11 protein-coding genes are annotated in these 17774 nt (G+C 59.3%); 8 read left to right on the top strand and 3 right to left on the bottom strand.

Going from position 1 to position 17774, the window contains the following annotated elements; genetic code table 11:
- Positions 1-228: 228 nt before the first annotated feature.
- Both IT585_02365 and IT585_02360 read right to left on the bottom strand, forming a co-directional pair.
- Complete coding sequence (locus IT585_02365; protein MCC6962073.1) at positions 229-3105, bottom strand: protein kinase; 2877 nt, start codon at positions 3103-3105, stop codon at positions 229-231.
- A 423-nt stretch (positions 3106-3528) separates the two neighbouring features.
- On the bottom strand, positions 3529-4038 hold the full coding sequence (locus IT585_02360) for a PTS sugar transporter subunit IIA (protein MCC6962072.1): 510 nt from the start codon (positions 4036-4038) through the stop codon (positions 3529-3531).
- A gap of 399 nt (positions 4039-4437) precedes the next feature.
- On the opposite strand from IT585_02360, the gene IT585_02355 reads away from it, so the two are divergent.
- From IT585_02355 to IT585_02320, 8 genes are all read left to right on the top strand, one after another.
- A complete protein-coding gene (locus IT585_02355; GenBank protein ID MCC6962071.1) occupies positions 4438-6453 on the top strand; it encodes a T9SS type A sorting domain-containing protein in 2016 nt (671 codons plus the stop codon).
- A gap of 60 nt (positions 6454-6513) precedes the next feature.
- Positions 6514-7548 carry a T9SS type A sorting domain-containing protein gene (locus tag IT585_02350; GenBank protein ID MCC6962070.1) on the top strand — a complete coding sequence of 345 codons (1035 nt, stop codon included), beginning with the start codon at positions 6514-6516 and terminating at the stop codon, positions 7546-7548.
- Between the two features lie 163 nt (positions 7549-7711).
- Entirely contained in the window at positions 7712-10135 is a 2424-nt protein-coding gene (locus tag IT585_02345; GenBank protein MCC6962069.1) for a protein kinase, read from the top strand.
- 1 nt (position 10136) lies between these two features.
- On the top strand, positions 10137-11276 hold the full coding sequence (locus IT585_02340; protein ID MCC6962068.1) for an FHA domain-containing protein: 1140 nt from the start codon (positions 10137-10139) through the stop codon (positions 11274-11276).
- Positions 11277-11280: 4 nt separating this feature from the next.
- On the top strand, positions 11281-12303 hold the full coding sequence (locus IT585_02335; GenBank protein ID MCC6962067.1) for a Stp1/IreP family PP2C-type Ser/Thr phosphatase: 1023 nt from the start codon (positions 11281-11283) through the stop codon (positions 12301-12303).
- 127 nt (positions 12304-12430) lie between these two features.
- The gene (locus tag IT585_02330) at positions 12431-14248 is read left to right on the top strand and encodes an ABC transporter ATP-binding protein (protein MCC6962066.1); all 1818 of its coding nucleotides are present in this window, start codon (positions 12431-12433) and stop codon (positions 14246-14248) included.
- Position 14249: 1 nt separating this feature from the next.
- Positions 14250-16037, top strand: coding sequence for an ABC transporter ATP-binding protein (locus IT585_02325; GenBank protein MCC6962065.1), 1788 nt, complete (start codon positions 14250-14252; stop codon positions 16035-16037).
- The gene (locus tag IT585_02320) at positions 16034-16831 is read left to right on the top strand and encodes an inositol monophosphatase (GenBank protein ID MCC6962064.1); all 798 of its coding nucleotides are present in this window, start codon (positions 16034-16036) and stop codon (positions 16829-16831) included. Before IT585_02325 ends, IT585_02320 begins: the two co-directional genes overlap by 4 nt.
- Positions 16832-16890: 59 nt before the next feature.
- Here the strand turns inward: IT585_02320 and IT585_02315 are convergent, their stop codons facing one another.
- The gene (locus IT585_02315; GenBank protein MCC6962063.1) at positions 16891-17658 is read right to left on the bottom strand and encodes a response regulator; all 768 of its coding nucleotides are present in this window, start codon (positions 17656-17658) and stop codon (positions 16891-16893) included.
- Between the last annotated feature and the right edge of the window lie 116 nt (positions 17659-17774).

The raw sequence follows: 17774 nt of genomic DNA, 5'->3' as shown, positions 1-17774 counted from the left end.
TTAGGCGAACGTAGCGCGGCGGCGGCAGATTGGCACAGCGTTTGCCATAGTACCAAGCAAGAGTCGCAAAGGGTGGAGGGAAAACGGACCCGAGTTTCCTGGCATAAGGGGGAATTGAGAAGTCCGTCCGCGTCGAGGCTTTGTTGGGGAGTCTGGACGCGGTTTTTTTTGGGGCGGGGAGGAGACGCCGCGATTGAACTCGGGCTTCCGCACGCGACACGGCTGCGTTCAGCGCAGCGACAATTCGGAGACGCGTGCTCGCACATCTTTTAGCACCGGCAAATCGCGGTCAGCCTCGTTCCAGATTCGCAGGAAATCTTGATAGTACTTCAGGGCATGCTTGCGGTCGCCGATCTGCTGATAAGCGCGACCGAGGTCATAGTAAATGACGACGGCGTCGATCAGTGAATACATTCGAAATCGATCATAGCGTTTCAGTGCCAACTCGTAATTTTCGATCGCCTTGCGCGGTTCGCCGGCGTCGCGGTAGGCGGAGGCCAAGGCGTAACGAACCCCAAACTGGTCGAGTAGTTCTCCCGGCGGTAACTGGTTGAAACGAGCGATGGCTTCGCTACTTTTCCCGGCTCCCCGCAAGACTTGCGCTGTGGTAAGATCGACGTAATAGGCGCTGTCAACTCTGATTCGTGCTACCGTTTCTGCGGCCAGAGAGTGCGCTTGATCAATGTATCCGTTTTTCGCCAGCAACCAGCAGCCGTAGCCTGCGCTGAAGTAGGGGACAAGGTGTGCGTATTTTGCGACGGAATCTTTGAGTCCAAACAAGTCGTAGGTGCTTGCCAGGAGCATGTACTTGGCATAGTAAACGAACTGGTGGCCCAAGGTGTCCAAGTCGAGTGCATCCTGCTCTAGGCCGGAGTACAGGTCCTGAATTCCGCGCGCGAAGTGGCCGCGGTAGAGTTGATGGCCGGCGAGCCAGAGCCTGGCTTCACAGCGATCAAAAGCCTGCTCCGAACGCGAGAAGGCAAGAAAGATGCTATCAGCGAGGCGGTCGTTGCCAGTGAACACGGCGATGTCGGCCAGTGACATCCGGCTGTAGAAATTCGGGTCGAGCGCCAGTGCCTGCCGGAATGAGGCGGCCGCGCTGTCGGGAAACCCGTTGAAGGAAAAGATCTCTCCGCGCGTGTCGTACGCGTTCGGGCTTCCCGGGTTGAGAACAATCTGGCGATCGGCGGCGGCCAGCGCCTTGTCGAAATCCCCGAGATAATGGAAGCTGTAGGCGAGTTCGTTGTAAACATCGGCATAATCGGAATCGAGTGCAAGCGCCTGCTGCAACACGACTACAGCGCGGTCATAGTCGTAGTCCTGTCGTGCGGCGCGGCCGTATTGCCACAGTGCGACCTTGTCGTCGGGAAAACGAGCAACGAGTGAATCCATGTAGACCCGGTAGGCGTCGTAGTGGTCGTGCAGCAGTTCATAGCGCGCACGGATAGCCAGACGGTCGCGCGTCCCAACACGATCGATATATTTCAGCGCCTGGGCAGCGGCTTCGCGCGCGACTTCCGGCCGCAGCAGCCGATTCCAGGTGATCCCGAGCCAAGCCAGGGCAAAGGTGGAATCATACTCAATGGCCTTGTTGAAGTGGGCGAACCCGCCCCACCAATCCCATTCCCAGGCACGGTGCAATCCTTCCAGATATTCCTCATAGGCTTCCGGCGAGGTCGTTGTCATTTGCGCGACTTTGCGATCACCTCCCATGGCCGCGGAGGACGAGCGCGGAAGATCCCGGAAGATCTCTGCCGCCAGGTGATCGACAAGCGTGAAAACATCGGTTCCCTGGTCATCCTCAATTTTCTGGGTGGCGATCACGGTGCCGGAGTTGACATCGATCAGCCGGCTGGCGAGGACAGTTCGGTGAGCCGCCGACAGGATATCGCCGGTGAGCACCAGAGTAGCGCCCACTTGCTGTGCAACTTCTTCGGTAACAGCCGCGGCCGACCGCTCGCCACTTTTTTGCTCGACATCCTGAAGAACGTCATGGACAAGCTGCATCGACACGATCTGCAGCTGTGGTGATTCGGACAAGTCGATCGTCAACAGGCTGGCGATCATCTCGCCGTTCAACAGCGCCGGTCCCGGTTGCTGAAGCGATTGAAAACTGAGGATCAGGAGCCGCGGCGTCTGACTGGTAGTTACCGAGAGGTGAAGCACGTTGAACGGCCACAGCAGGACGGCGAACATCGCGAGCACTACGATCATCAGTGCCGACCAGAGCCACACCTTGCGCGGCGGCCGACGCGTCGACGGGCGCGGACGGAGGATGGTCGCGCCGTCACCGCCGAGAATGCGCTCCAGGGCTGCCGCCGCCTCCCCGGCCGATTGAATCCGCCGATCACGGTCTTTTTCCAGAAAACGCATCAGCGCAGCATCAAGATCGGCGGGGGCGCCTTCCAACCGCGAGCCGAGGGGCTCGGGTGACGCATGCAGGATGGCATCAATCGTCGCGGCTTCGTTGCTGCGGCGGAAAGGAGTGTTCCCGGTCAACAGCTCATAGAGTGTAACTCCGAACGAGAACAGGTCGGTGCGATGGTCAACCTCCTCGCCGCGCACCTGTTCCGGTGACATGTAGCCGAACGTACCCATCACAGCACCGGCGCGGGTCAGGCGGTCGCGACCGCCGACGGCGGCCAGGCCGAAATCAACCAGGCGCACAATTCCATCGTGGTCGACGAGTATGTTTGCCGGCTTGATGTCGCGATGGACGATACCGCGGGCATGTGCAGCTTCAAGTCCCGCGCAGACTTGAATCGCCAGTCGAATCGTCTCGTTCAGAGTCAAGGGGTTCGACTTGATGAACTCCGCGAGGGTCGGTCCGGCGACATATTGCATGGCGAAGAAAGGTCGACCGCCATAATCGCCGACTTCGTGGATCGTAACGATGTTGGGATGATTCACTCTGGCGGCCGCCTGGGCTTCACGCAGAAAGCGCTCGCGAAAACCGCCATCGCCGCAAAGTTCAAGCGGCAGAAACTTCAGGGCGACTTCGCGCTCAAGTTTGGAGTCGCGTGCAAGATAAACTTCGCCCATGCCGCCGGCACCGATGCGCTTGATGATCGTGTAGTGGCCGACGTGCGAGCCGTGGCCAAGCATCGAAAGCGGTCGCGTGCGATCTTCGGGATCCGTAAACTGTCCTGCCGTTGGAGCGAAACTATTCGCGGTTGATTTCAACGCAATTGATGTTGAGAAGATATCGTGACGCGTGCCGTAAACAAGCACAAATTGAACCTTTATTGTCTGCGAAGCCGCAAATGACGGCAAAATCAGCGACACCGAGTGGGGTAGGAAGCTCAGGGCAGTGATTCAAAGGACAGCCGCACGCCGGTTGAAGTGGAATCCCTTAGGCGGGCTCCATTCACCGATCTCATGGGACCGCCGAAAAAGCTTGGTCGTCATCAAGATTGAGCCGAAGCAACTTCCTGTTGACGAGTCAGCGAGCAAGGGACAGCTTCGTAGCGACAGAGAGCAGATTTGTGAATCGATTATGCAAGTAAGGTGACTTGCCAGACTCCGAGATCATTCCAGCTCCTGAATGACGCGGATAATATCGTACGGGGCGCGGGCTTCCATGACGCGGTTGTAAAAGCCATCGTAGGAAAACATCTGCGCGAGTGTGCGGAAAACTTTGAGATAGAGATTGTCGTCGTACGGGGGGGCGGCCATCGGGACGAAGATGTGGACCGGCTGGCCGTCGGGGGCGTCGAACTCGTAACCTTCGGTGGAGCGGGCGATGCCGATGATAAACTCTTTGGCCTGCATGGTGCGCACGTGCGGAATCGCGATCCCCTTGCCGAGCGCCGTGGTGGCTTTCTTTTCGCGGTTGAATAGGTCGGTAAGCAGTTTGTTCTTGTTGCCGATGCGGCCGGAGTGGTCGAGCAGATTGACGCATTCTTCGAGAATGGTCTCCTTGCGCTCCTGAAGCCGTTTCTTGGTCAGGATTTCGCCGACCTCGGAGTCCTCCGTGTCGAAGGAAGTTTCCATTTCGAGCTTGATCAGGTCGGGTCTGAGATACCGTGAAATCTGCATAGCTAACTCTTATCAAGGGGTATCGACACCTGGGGGAAATTGATAAGTTCCAGAGGACGAAAACCGCCAAAGCCTAAATCAATAGTGGATAAGCGGTTTTGTCAAACCGTAGTTGGAGAAAACCAATACTTTTCGAATCGTGATTTGATCGTAACTGTTTAAGAATTAGACATTTGCACTCCACGATGATCTGCGTTTTCGCTTGACTCGAAAGGGGTGTCGATTATATTGAGCCGGATAGAAATACCGACGTTTCTCCGTCGCTTTTACCCACATTAGTAGTTTGCTAAGAACTACTCGCCAAGTATAGGACAGACCCACTCAATGGAATTGAATGCCCCGCCTGGCGGGGCCCGAGGCTAGATGTTATTGCTTTTGATGATGAGGAGGAATTCCACAATGAGACTGACTCTGGGACGATGTGGGCGACTCGTGGTTGTCGCAGCGCTGGTGCTGTTGACCGCTGCGGCGGCTTCCGCTCAGACGCCGCTCAACTACGTTTACATGCCGGAGATCGACGCGGCTAACGGCGAGTTGCTGGCTTACCCGGTATACATCCAAAACGGGCTGCCGGTGGACTTTGTCTGCGTGCCGCTGGCGTTTGAGCCGGGCACCTGGGTGCGAATCGATTCGGTATCGACCGCGGGCAGCCGGATCGAAGGTCTCGGCGTCGTGACATCGGGATTCCTGCTCAGTTCGCGCAAGTTCTTCATCGACTTCGACGCGAATCCGGGCACGCCGTTGCCGGCGGGTAACGGCCTATTGGGGACGGTGTATATCATGATCGGCCAGAACGCGCCGACGCACGATATCGCGGTGGATTCAACCTTCATCGGCCCGAATCTGACCTACATGATGCTCGACGATCTGGGCAATCCGATCGATGACAAGTTCGACCGCGGGACGATTCACGTCATCACGCAGCGGCCAATTATCAGCCTCGACCCGGCGACCATTGATTTTGCGGCGTATGTCGGTGAAAATCCGCCGGCGCAGACACTGAATATTACCAATCTCGGCGTTGATCCGCTCGAATGGACGATCACGCACGCACCGAGTTGGATGGGTCTCTCTGCGACGTCCGGCACGGCCCCGAGCGCGGTGACAATGACGGTCGATGTCACCGGGATGGTGATCGGCGAATACAACGACTCGATCGTGGTGTTTGACGATTTTGCCGATCCGAAATTCGTCGTGGCGCCGGTGCACCTGGAGATTACCGAGCGTCCCGATTTCGAGACGCGCTGCATCGCGCTGCACCAGGGCTGGAATTTGATTAGCTGGAATCTCGACACCCCTAATGACGATGTGGAGACGCTGATCGCCAACATCAAGGGCTGTATCTACGGCATCTACGGATTTGAAGAAGGCGCCGGGACGTATGATCCGGAGCTGCCACAGTTCTCAACGCTGACGCAGATGGATCATCTGCACGGCTACTGGTTCCGGATGGGATGCGACACCGTGTTGTGCATCGAGGGCGTAAAAGCGGCACCGGGGACGCCGATCGATCTGGAAGCCAACTGGAATTTGGTCAGTTACCTGCCGGACAACGACGATGCGCCGGAGATCGCACTGCAGTCGATGATCGACGTGCTGGTCGTGGCGCTGGGATTCGACAACGGCGGTCAGAGCTATGACCCGGCCAATCCGGAACTGGCGACGCTGGAACTGATGAAGCGCGATTTCGGCTACTGGCTGAAAACGACCGCCTCGGCGACGCTGACCTATCCGGGTATGCTGCCGCGGGTATGGGCGAATCCATTCCTGCAGTCGTTCAAGGCCGCGCCGATGTCGGCGACGGTGCTGCCGACGCGCGAATGGGTGAACCTGTATGGCGATGGCTTGACAATCGACGGACAGGTGCTGGCGGCGGGCTCGGTCGTGGAAGTCTTTGATGAAAGCGGCGTGCTCTGCGGCACGGCGCTGGTCGAGCGGGACGGGCGGTTGAATTTCACGCCGATTTATATCGACGACAAGAGCACGGATCTGGACGAAGGCGCCGATTACGGCGGCATGGTGAGTGTGTCGATCAACGGCGAGCCGGCGCAGGAGGCGTTTGGTGTACCGGGGTTCGGCGAGAAGATTCGTGCCAATGAATTCACCTCGCTGCTGCGCCTGAATGACGCGCTGCCGCGCAACTTCGCGCTCGAGCAAAACTATCCCAACCCGTTCAATCCGACGACGATGATCGAGTTCAGCATGCCGGTATCGACGCGCGCCAAAGTGGAGGTATTCAACTTGCTGGGCGAGCGAGTCAATGTGCTGATCGATCGCTACCTTCCGGCCGGCAACTACAGCGTGACCTGGCGCGGCGACGATCAACTGGGTCACACGGCGTCCTCGGGGATCTACTTCTATCGCTTGAGCGCCGGAGATTTCACCGTTACGCGCAAGATGATGCTCGTAAAATAGTTTGCAGAGACGATAGCGATGAATATTTTGAGGCGACAAATTGACGAGGAAGAAGCGACTATGAAGGCAACACGATTCATTTTGATGCTGCTGGCGGCGGGGCTGCTGGCCGCGGCAGCCTATGCGCAGCCGATTCCCACGAATATCTGGACCGACTTCGGCGGCTCCAACTGCACGGTCAATGCGGCGCCGATGCCGGTTGGCAGTATCGTGCAGGCGTTTGATCCGCAGGGCGTCCTGTGCGGGCAGCGGATCACGACCGCTGCCGGGGTGTACGTGGCCATGTCGGTCTACGGCGACGACCAGTTCTCGCCGGCAGTCGACGAAGGCTGCATCCTGAACGACGTCGTGACGTTCAAGATCAACGGCCGCGAGGCGAGCAAGCTGGGTCCGGACGGCGACCTGTGGCTCAGCTTGGGACCGGTGCAGGTAATGAATCTGGCGACGACACAGAGTTTCGCGCTGGCGTTAAGCGGCGGTGCGGACGACAAGGGCCTCGCCGGGACGATCGTGCCGTACACGGTGACGCTCCACAACAATGGCAACGGCATCGACCGGGTCATGGTTTCGTTGACCAGCTCGCTGGGATGGACGGTGGTATCGGATGCGAATCCGGCGGGATTCTACCTGAATCCCGGCGCGACGATCGACGTGAATATTGAGGTACACATTCCGGCGCTGGCGACGGTCGGACAGGAAGATGAGTTGACGGTGACGGCCAACTCGCTGTTCGATGGCGCCACCTCGACCAACAAGGTCATCACCACGACAGTGGATCAGCAAACCGACGTCAATGACGCAGAGTTTGCGATTCCCGGTCAATTTGCCCTGGCGCAGAACTACCCGAATCCGTTCAATCCGGAGACGAAGATCAGTTTCGTGATGGAGAAGGGCGCCGATGTCGCCCTTGAAGTATACGACATCCTCGGCCGCCGGGTGAATTCACTGCATACCGGCTATCTGCCGGCGGGGACGTACGAATATACCTGGTATGGTACCGACACTTACGGCCGCCAGGCCGCCAGCGGAATCTATTTCTACCGGTTGACCACCGGCGACCAGAGCATCACCCGCAAGATGACGTTGCTGAAATAAGCATTCAACGCCTCATAGTCCGAATCTTTCGGCCCCGTTCCGCGCGGAACGGGGCTTTTCTTTTGGCGGAAAGTGGTTGTTGAACGGCATCAAAAGTGGTAAATCAAGACCGACGTCGGCGGCCGCGCTGCTGCGGCTTGCGGCGCACTCAAGGAACGAGACCATGAAGATTCTGGATAACCGCATCGAATTGACCGGCCAGTTGCAGGAATACCCCTGGGGCAAGCGGCATTTGGCGAGCGATCGCGACCTGGAGCGGCAATTGCAGGTGGTCGAAGTGCACCGGCTAGCGTTCGGGCGCGACGCCGAAGTGCGACAATACGTGAAAGCGGCTTACGCCCTTGGTCAGTTCACGCACGCGCAGATCAATCAAGTGATCGGCGTGAAGCGCGCCGAAGACGGCACGGTGTTCATCGTGCAGGACTACGCGGAGGGGACGAGCCTGCGGCAACTGCTGGCCCGGCACGGCGAGCGGATGACACCGGAACTGGCGGTGCATCTGCTGGCGCAAGTAGCGCGAGCACTTGCAGCCGCGCATGATGCGCGCGACCGGCAGACGGCGCAGTCGCAGAAACTATTTCATCTGGGGCTCAATCCCGACACGATTCGGATCACGGCGAAGGGGGAAGTGCGGCTGATCGACTTCCAGTTCCCGCCGGAGCAGATCAAGAGCGCGGCGCAGGTGGCGTATCTGGCGCCGGAGCAAATCCAGGGAGCAGCAACCGACCAGCGGACAGACTTGTTCAGCCTGGCGGTCGTCGGCTATGAATTGTTCTGCGGGCGGCGATTGTTCACGGAGGATAACGTCTCGGAACTGATGGCGATGATCCTGCGCGGTGAATACGACGTCTCGGCGCTCGATCGCAGCAAGGTGGATCGGCGCGTCACCGAACTCGTCGCGGGATGCCTGCGTTTGCATAGGAATGAACGCCTGGTGACGGCGGCGCAATTCGGCGACCGTTGCGAGTCGGTATTGCGTGAGGCGGGCGTACATCCGGAAAAAAGGCTGCGAGAAATTGTTGAAAACGCCGCCGAAAGTCCTAAATTGGAGCCGTACCCAGCAGGCAGAAGCGAGCGGGTTCGTACCCGCGCCTTGGAGCGCACGGATTTAGAGGAAGGGACGCAAGCTATGGTCGAACCACACCGTAATGATCGCGATGATGAGCGCCGTTCCCGCGCTGGTCAGGAGACCCGAATCTCGAGCATGCCGGTCGGTGAGCGCCTGAAGCGGGCACAACGGTCCGGCTTTGGCGGAAACAGAACGGTGTTCGTGCTCGGCATCTTTGCGGCGGTACTGGTCCTCGCAGCCGGGGTATTGGTGATCCTGAAGCTGACCAGCGGTAGCGGCGGTTCGACGGAGGAGTCGCCGGTGTCGGGGATGAAGACGGGGACGATCAATTCGGTTCCGGACGGGGTGGCGGTGTATTCGGCGGATTCGCTCCTGGGGTACACGCCGTTGACGCTGACGTTGCCGGAAGGGGAATTGCTGACGCTCAAGCACCCCTGCTGTCCCGATTCCAACATCATTCTCAACTTCGACCGAATTGCGGAAACCCCATACGTGATGCGCACGGTGGTCGAAATCACTTCGAACCCCGTGGGCGCCAAAATCACGCTTAACGGGCAGGATATCGGCGCGACGACGCCGTATCAGTTCGCGACGGCGGCATCTGATACGATTCAGTTCACGCTGGAAATACCGAACAAGAAGGTGATTGCGAGCGGGCCGATTGCGCTGGCGGAGTTTTCGAGCCTGAATCTGAAGGATATTGACGTCGCCAAGCGTCCGGGCGGTGGCGTCGAGTTCAGCGGCTCGTTTACCGACCGGCCGAAAACGCAGATCATCACCTATCCGCGCGGGGCGTCCGTCAAGATCACTGCGACGAATATGGAGATCGGCACGACACCGAAGGCGTTCGATTTTGGCGATGAGCCGGTGATGCTGCAGATTTCGCTGCCGGGATTCGAGGACGGGATCCTGGAGATTCCGGCTATCGGCAAGCGACAACCGACCTACAAGACATATCTCTTCCGGCGCGTCGATATTCAGGCGTACGAGCATGGACATCCGGACCGGACGGTCAATGCGCATATTAAGGAAGTGGTTTACGACGGCAAGTCTCACCCGTCACGCGAGATGACGCCGGCGTCAGTGCGCCTGCCCGGGATTGAGTGCCGACTTGTCTTAGGCGCCGACGGCTACATGGAAACCGATACGATCGTTACGCCGCTGGCGAAGGAATTTACCGTCGTGATGCGTAAGCGCGAGGGTTCGGCGCCGAAGCAGACCGAAAGCCCGCCGCCACAGTCCGCCTCCGGCAGTCAGGCGGAAGTGCGGATCTTTGTCGTCGATGACAAGGAACGACCCATTCCGAACGTCGTGGTGACGGCGGAGTACAAGGTTGGCAAAGACAAACAGCTGGACGATCTCGGGCGCACCGACAGCAACGGCCGTGTCACCGCCAATCTTAATTCGAATAAGTACAAGTTCCTGGCAACGCACGAAGAATACAAGAACAAGGACGAATCGCGCGAGGTCAAGGCGGGCCAGACCTATGTCGTCCAGATCAAGATGAAGAGGAGATAGCATGGCGCGGTTTGTGATTCTGAAAGGCGGCGCCAGTTACAAGATTTTTGAATTCGAGGGGAGCATCGCACGGGTCGGGACCGAGTCCTTCATGGATTTGCAGCTCGAAGCGTCCGGCTTCGAAGGCGACCTGTTCTTCCTGACCAAGACGGCCAAGGGTTACGAAATCGAAAGACGTGCCGACAATCTCAGCTTTGCGGTCAACGGCGCACCGGGGGCGGGTCGACAGCTCCTGAACAATGGCGACAAGGTGACCTTCCTTGACTACATCTTGATCGCGACCTACTCGCCGCCAGGGGAGGCGCCGAAAGTTGAGGCGCCGACGCCGCAGGAGAGACCGACTATGCCGCCGCGGCCGGAGATCAAAGCCGAGGCACCGCCGCCGCCACCGCCGCCAGAGCCCAAACCGGTCAAGCGCGAGCCGCAGGCGACCGTCATGATAAATGTTCCGCCGGAATTGTCGGCGCCACCGCCGCCGCCACCACCACCGCCGCCACCGCCACGACCCGCCGGAGGCGAGCGCCCGACGGTGATCATCGATTCGGAAGCGATGTCGCAACAAGCACAGCGGCAAGCGCCGCCGCGATCAGGGGAGCCATACGATCCGAGTCCGCGGCCGATCCAGCGGGAAGCCTCGTCGCACGTCGAACGACCGATGGGACCGGTGCCGACCAAGGAACGGATCACGCCGGTATATTCGCTGGTGGGATTATCGGGGCAGTACAAGGGGCAGGTGCGGGAGATCAATGTGCGCGAGTTTGTAGTCGGGCGCGACGCGGCGATCTGCGACCTGGTCATCGACCGCACGGAATCGGGTGAATTGGAAAAGTCGGTATCGCGCGAACACTTCGTAATTTCCTCAACCGAGGACGGGTTGTATATCACCGACAAGAAGAGCCGACTGCGGACGTACATTAACGGCAAAGTGCTGGAGCCAAACCAGCGCGAGTTCATCGCGCCGGAGGATCTCATCTCGATTCCGGCGCCGACCGGCGAGGTGAAGCTGCGGCTCTGTTTCCTGGGGCAGGAGAATTTTGCTGCCGATAAAGGCAAGAGCAAGTATACTCCGATGGTGATCGGGCTGGCGCTGATCATTATTGCGCTGGTCGTCACGATCATCTGGTTGCTTGGAGATAAGTAGAAAAATGAAGATCGCCTTCGCGGGCGCCACCGACGTCGGTCGGGTGCGCCACCACAACGAGGATAATTTCGCCATCGACGAGCCGCGGCGACTGATGATCGTGTGCGACGGGATGGGCGGACACGCCGCCGGCGAGGTGGCTTCCCAAATCGGGATCGAGTCGATCACGGGTCTTTTCGCCAAGCCGGGGCCGGGGCCATTTGGTCAGGAGTCGTTCCGGTATCCGGAGCCGATTACGGCCGAGGGCAAATTGCTCGTGGGGGCAATTGCTGTAGCCAATCATCGCATCATTCATCACAGTCGCGCCGTACCGGGGCAGACCGGTATGGGGACGACAGTCGTAGCGTGCCATTTTGCCGAAGGAATCGTCACCGTGTGCCACGTCGGCGACAGCCGCGCCTACCTGGTGCGCGACGGCATCGCGCGCCGGGTTACGATCGACCATTCCTGGGTCAGCGAAATGATGGAGAAGCACAATCTCTCCGAGGAGGAGGCTGAAGCGCAGGTCAACAAGAACGTGATTACGCGCGCCCTGGGCACCAAGCCGGCGATCCGGGTCGATATCTCGCAACTGCGCTTATGCAACAACGACATCTTCGTGATCTGTTCCGACGGTCTGACCGGCATGGTGTCCGACAGCGAGATCATGCGCGCGGTTGAAGCGAACGCGGCGAATCTGGGGACGCTGGTGCAGACTCTGATCGATCAGGCGAATGCGGCAGGCGGCGCGGACAATGTCACGGTCTGCGCGGCGCGGGTTCTCGAGACAAAGGAAGCTGCCGACTTCGACGAAGTTCGCCGCGTGACGGTGGACTGGAGCGAGGAACCGGAGATGTCGGCATTGGCAGCGGTCTGTGCCGAGTCCTTCAGCGAGGCCCCCAACCCTGCCGCCAATGCTTCCGCCGCGTTTGAAGAAACCCAGGGAATCAAGACCCCCGGCGCGAAAAAAAAAAGACTGATTAGCCCGCTGGCGATCATCATTTTCATCATTGTGTTGATCATTATCCTTGCCATCTGGTATTCCTGACCGCCGCCCACTACCCGCAGTAGAATTATCCTTGTCGGCGCAAATTTCCGGTGCGGCCGGGAGTATTTCTGCGTTATAAAGGAACATGGCAGGGTGAGGGGAACTGAGAAGGAAAGCGACCGAGCGTTTGAGCACGACGAAATCAACCGGCAAACATAAATCGATCAGCAAGTACTACCGCAAGTACCAGCGCTACTACATCTGGGGCTTCGTAGTCCTGTTCTTATCGGTATTCTTCCACGCGACGCTGCCGTGGCTGATGAAGGTGGGGATCGACTCGCTCGACCCGACCGTGGGGACGGCGGCGCACCCGGTTAAGGATGCCATCAGCCCCTGGGTCCATTCGCTGCTCGGCAATAATCTGGCCCTGTATGCGCTGGCGATGGTCATTGGCGCAGCCATCGGCGGATTCTTCCGGTTCTGGGCACGCCGGACGATCATCTGGGGTTCGCGCGACATCGAATACGAGCTGCGCAACGAAGTCTTCGGGCATCTGCTCCAACTGCCGGCGGCCTTTTATCAGCGGACGCCGTCGGGGGACGTGATCGCCCGGTTGACCAATGATCTGGAAGCCGTGCGGCTGATGATCGGGCCGGCGGTAATGTACTTGATGAACACGATCGTCACCGGCATCGTGGCCTTCACGGCAATGCTGATCATTTCCTGGAAGCTGACGCTCTACTCCTTGATTCCGCTGCCGCTGTTGTCGTTGGTGATGTGGCGGCTGGGGACGGCGACGCACAAGCGCTTTGTGAAGATTCAGGATCATTTCTCGGCGCTGTCGTCGTTCGTGCAGGAATCGCTGGCGGGCGTGCGCGTGATCAAGGCCTATCGGCGCGAACCGTATCAGAATGAAAAATTCCGCGAGGTCAGCGACAAGTATGTGAAGCTGAACCTGGCGCTGGCGCGGGTGCGGGCGATGTTCATGCCCGGAATCACTCTGCTGGTCGGCCTGCTGGTGCTGACGGTGTTCTGGGCGGGCGGGCATGAAGTGATCGACGGAACCATCTCGAAGGGGGAGTATGTCGCGTTCATGGTCTACCTGATGATGTTGATCTGGCCGATGCTGGCGATCGGCTGGGTGGTGTCGCTGTACCAGCGCGGGACGGCCTCGCTGACGCGTATCGATGGACTGCTGGCGGAACAGCCGGAGATCGATTCGCCCCCGGCGCCGGCGACGATCGCGAACAAACGGGGACGGGTACGGTTTAACGGACTCTCCTTCGCCTATCCGAACACGACGGCGCCGGTGCTACGGGAGATTGCCTTTGAAGTCACTCCCGGCGAGACGGTCGCGGTGGTGGGTTCGACGGGGGCCGGAAAGACAACGCTGGTGTCGCTGCTCATGCGCACCTACGCGGTGCCCGACAATACAATTTTCATCGACGACGTGGATATCAACCAACTGGCGCTCGACGATCTGCGCGGCATGATCGGTTTTGTGCGACAGGACTCCTACCTGTTCTCCGACACCATCGCTGCCAATATCGCCTTTGCGCACGCCACGGTCGATCTTGACGAAGTGCAGCAGGCGGCGACACTGGCCGCCTTCGACGGCGAGGTCGAGGGCTTCCCCGACCAGTATCAGACCATTCTGGGCGAGCGCGGGATCACGCTGTCGGGGGGACAGAAGCAGCGCGCCGCTATCGCGCGGGCCCTGCTGAAGAAGCCGACGATCCTGGTACTCGACGACGCGTTTTCTTCGGTGGACACGCAGACCGAAGAGTTGATCCTCGAGCGGCTGCATACCGCGGCGGGCAACATTACGACTTTCCTGATCAGCCATCGCCCGTCGACGATCCGGCGCGCCGATCGGATTGTCGTGCTCGACCAGGGGCGGATCGCCGAAACCGGCACCCACGAAGAGCTGATCGCGCGGCAGGGTCGCTACTTTGAGATCATCCGCCGCGAGCTGCTGGCGGACGAACTGGAGCTGCTGGGGTAGCATGCAGGACTTTCGCGAAGAGGACAAACTGGGCAAGGCCTACGACGCCCGGCTGATGCGGCGACTGCTGACGTATCTGCGGCCCTATCGCTGGTATGTTGTGCTGTCGCTGCTGCTGCTCATGCTCGCCTCGGCCCTGCAGTTGACGCGGCCGTATTTGGTCAAGCTGGCTTTCGACGAGCACATCGCGATCGGCGACGGCCCGGGTCTCAATCAGATCGCATTACTGTTCCTCGGCGTGCTGCTGCTGGAGTTCGCCATGGGCTACGGGCAGATCTACATCATGGAGTGGATCGGGCAGAAGGCGATGTTCGATCTGCGCGGGAAGCTGTTCGGTCATATCCAGTCGATGCATCTCGGCTTCTACGACAAGAACCCGACCGGACGGCTGCTGACCCGTGTCACCTCCGACGTCAACGCCCTCAACGAACTCTTCGCTTCCGGCGTGGTCGATATCGTCGGCAACCTGATCATGATCGGCGGCATCCTCATTGTCATGTTCTCGCTGTCAGTGAAGCTGTCACTCGTCACCTTCATTATCATTCCGCTGATTCTGGTCGCAACGATCATGTTCCGCGTCAAGGTGCGCGATTCCTACCGCGAAATTCGCATCCAACTGGCCAAGCTGAATGCCTTCACCCAGGAGCACCTGGCGGGCATGACCGAGGTGCAGAATTTCGTGCAGGAAGACAAGACGATGAAGCGCTATGCCAAGATCAACGGCGAGTTGATGGATCAGCACAAGCGCTCGGTTCTGCTCTACGCCGTGTTTTTCCCGGTCGTGGAAATCATCGGCGCGATCAGCACGGCGCTGATCGTCTGGTACGGCGGCGGGCAGGTGGTGCAGCAGGCAATCAGCTTCGGCACGCTGGTGGCGTTTTTCCAATACGTCGATATGTTTTACCGCCCGATTCGCGACTTGGCGGAGAAGTACAATATCCTGCAGGCGGCGATGGCCGCTTCGGAGCGCATCTTCAATATTCTCGACACGTCGCCGGCGATCACGGCGCCGACGGCGGCGCACCGGCTCGATGGCTACGACGGGACGATCAAGTTCGACCGGGTGAATTTCGCCTATAACGCCGACCACCCGGTGCTCAACGATGTCTCGTTCGAGATCGGTTCCGGGGAGAAGGTGGCACTCGTCGGCGCAACGGGCTCGGGCAAGACGACGACGGTCAGCTTGATGTGCCGCCTGTACGATGTCAACAGTGGCGCGATCATGCTGAACGGCGCGGAAATCCGGCAGCTCGATCCGCGCGAAGTCCGGGCGCAGGTCGGACTGGTGTTGCAGGATGTATTCCTCTTCTCCGGTTCAATCCAGGACAACATTACGCTCGGCAATGAGCAGATCAGCGACGAACAGGTGCGCGCCGCCGCGGAACGAGTCGGGCTGTTACCGTTCGTGAATCGGCTTGAACACGGATTCGCCCACAAAGTCGGTGAACGCGGGAGCTCGTTGTCGGTCGGACAGCGGCAGCTGATCAGTTTTGCGCGCGCGCTGGCGTACAATCCGCGCGTCCTGATTCTCGACGAAGCCACATCGTCGGTGGACAACGAAACGGAAAACATCATTCAGCAGGCCATTCATCGGCTCTTCGAAGGTCGGACCTCGGTCGTGGTGGCACACCGGTTATCGACGATTCGGGAGGCCGACAAGATATTGGTGTTCCATAAAGGGCGGATTGTCGAACAGGGGCGGCATGAGGAGTTGTTGAAGCAGCACGGCGTATATTGGCGGCTGTACCAGCTTCAATATCAAGATCAGGAGGCCACCAGAGGTGTATGAAAGTCAATCGGGCATTGTCGGCGGCGCTGTTGCAGGCCGCAACCGAGGCAGCGCACCAAGCCGGCCGGCTCTTGCTGGCCAACGTCCAGAAGAATCGTAAAGTCCAGCTGAAGGGGCGCATCGACCTGGTGACGGAGATGGATCTGCGCAGCGAGACTCTGATCGTCGCGCATCTGCGCCGGGCGTTTCCGGAATCATCGTTCCTGACCGAAGAGGGAAGTGTGCGCGAGGAGGCCGCTGAGGTGAAGTGGATTGTCGATCCGCTCGACGGCACGACCAATTACGCGCATACGTTTCCGGTGTGGTGCGTGTCGATCGCGGCCGAATGCAACGGCGAACTGGTGGCGGGCTGCATCTACGATCCCACGCGGGACGAAATGTTTACCGCGACCAAACACGATGTGGCGCGGCTGAACCGGGGGCCGATCGCGGTGAGCGACCGGCGGCGGCTCGATCAGGCGCTGCTGGCAACCGGGTTTCCCTACGACATCCGCACCAGCCGGATCAACAACCTGGTCAATTTCACGAACTTCGTCAAAACCGCGCGGGCCGTGCGGCGGGCCGGATCGGCTGCCCTCGACCTGTGCTACCTGGCCTGCGGACGCTTTGACGGCTATTGGGAGTTGAAGCTGCATCCCTGGGACATGGCGGCCGGAGTCCTGATCGTGCGGCAGGCGGGCGGACGCATCTCCGATTTTGACGGCAACGAGTTTTCGATCTACAAGGACCGGTTGCTGGGTTCGAACGGGCGCATTCACAAGGAGATGATGCGGGTGCTGGCGGCAGGGAAGTAGCCGGAAATGAAAACTGACCGGCGGAAAGAGAGCCGGTCAGTTGAGATCTTTGCTCGCCGCTACTTTTCGGCGATGCACTCTTCCAAGGCTTCGTCCAATTCCTTGAAGTTAATCGGCTTGGGCAGGAAGCGGTTGACCCCTGCCTCTTTGATTCGCGCGATCAGACTTTCGGTGGCATAGGCGCTGACCATGATCACCGGCAACCGCGGATAACGCTCGTGCAAGAGCTCGACCAACGTGATCCCGTCGCCGTCGGGCATCTTTAGATCGGTGATGACCAGATCGACGGGGTTGTCGTCGAGGAACTTGACCGAGTCGCCGACCGAAGTGAAAGCGTGAACTTCGTTGTCGCGTTCTTCGAGGCGCTGTTGCAGGCTCAGGAGGAACTCTTCGTTGTCATCGATCACGACGACGCGGCGGCGGTTGATGTTGGTAAGCAATTTAGCGATCTCCGATTCGATGTTGCCGATGCGAAAAGGTTTGGCGAGAAAACCGTCGGCGCCGTTTGAGTAGGCTTGCGCCTTGACGCCGTCGGTGCTGATGCCGGTGATCAGCATTACGGGCAAGTGACGATTGTGGCGTTTGATTTCCTGCAGCAGCTCGATGCCGGACATTTTCGGCATGTTAATGTCGGAAATGACGAGATCGAAGTGCTCGGCAGCCATCAGTTCGAGCGCCTCCTGCGCCGAGGCGGCGGCGCGCGAATCATAGCCGATCGTTTCGAGGGTATCGACCAGCAATTCGGTCAAATTGGGGTCGTCATCGACCACCAGTACGCGCGAGTGTGCCATAACGACAATGTTCCAGGCGATGGGGTTGTCTGCCAACTTAGGTTCGACTGATATTCCTGTCACCCCCATAGTCCTCTTATCGGCAGCGCCGCGGGTTTCTCCTTGCCTAATCTTGGCGCGGTTGTAGATTCCGAGCCATGAGCCAGGTGGAG

Source organism: Candidatus Zixiibacteriota bacterium, assembly GCA_020853795.1.
GTDB lineage: Bacteria > Zixibacteria > MSB-5A5 > CAIYYT01 > CAIYYT01 > JADJGC01.
Note: the sequence above shows the minus strand (reverse complement) of the source record. Positions and strands in the feature narration are given on the sequence as shown.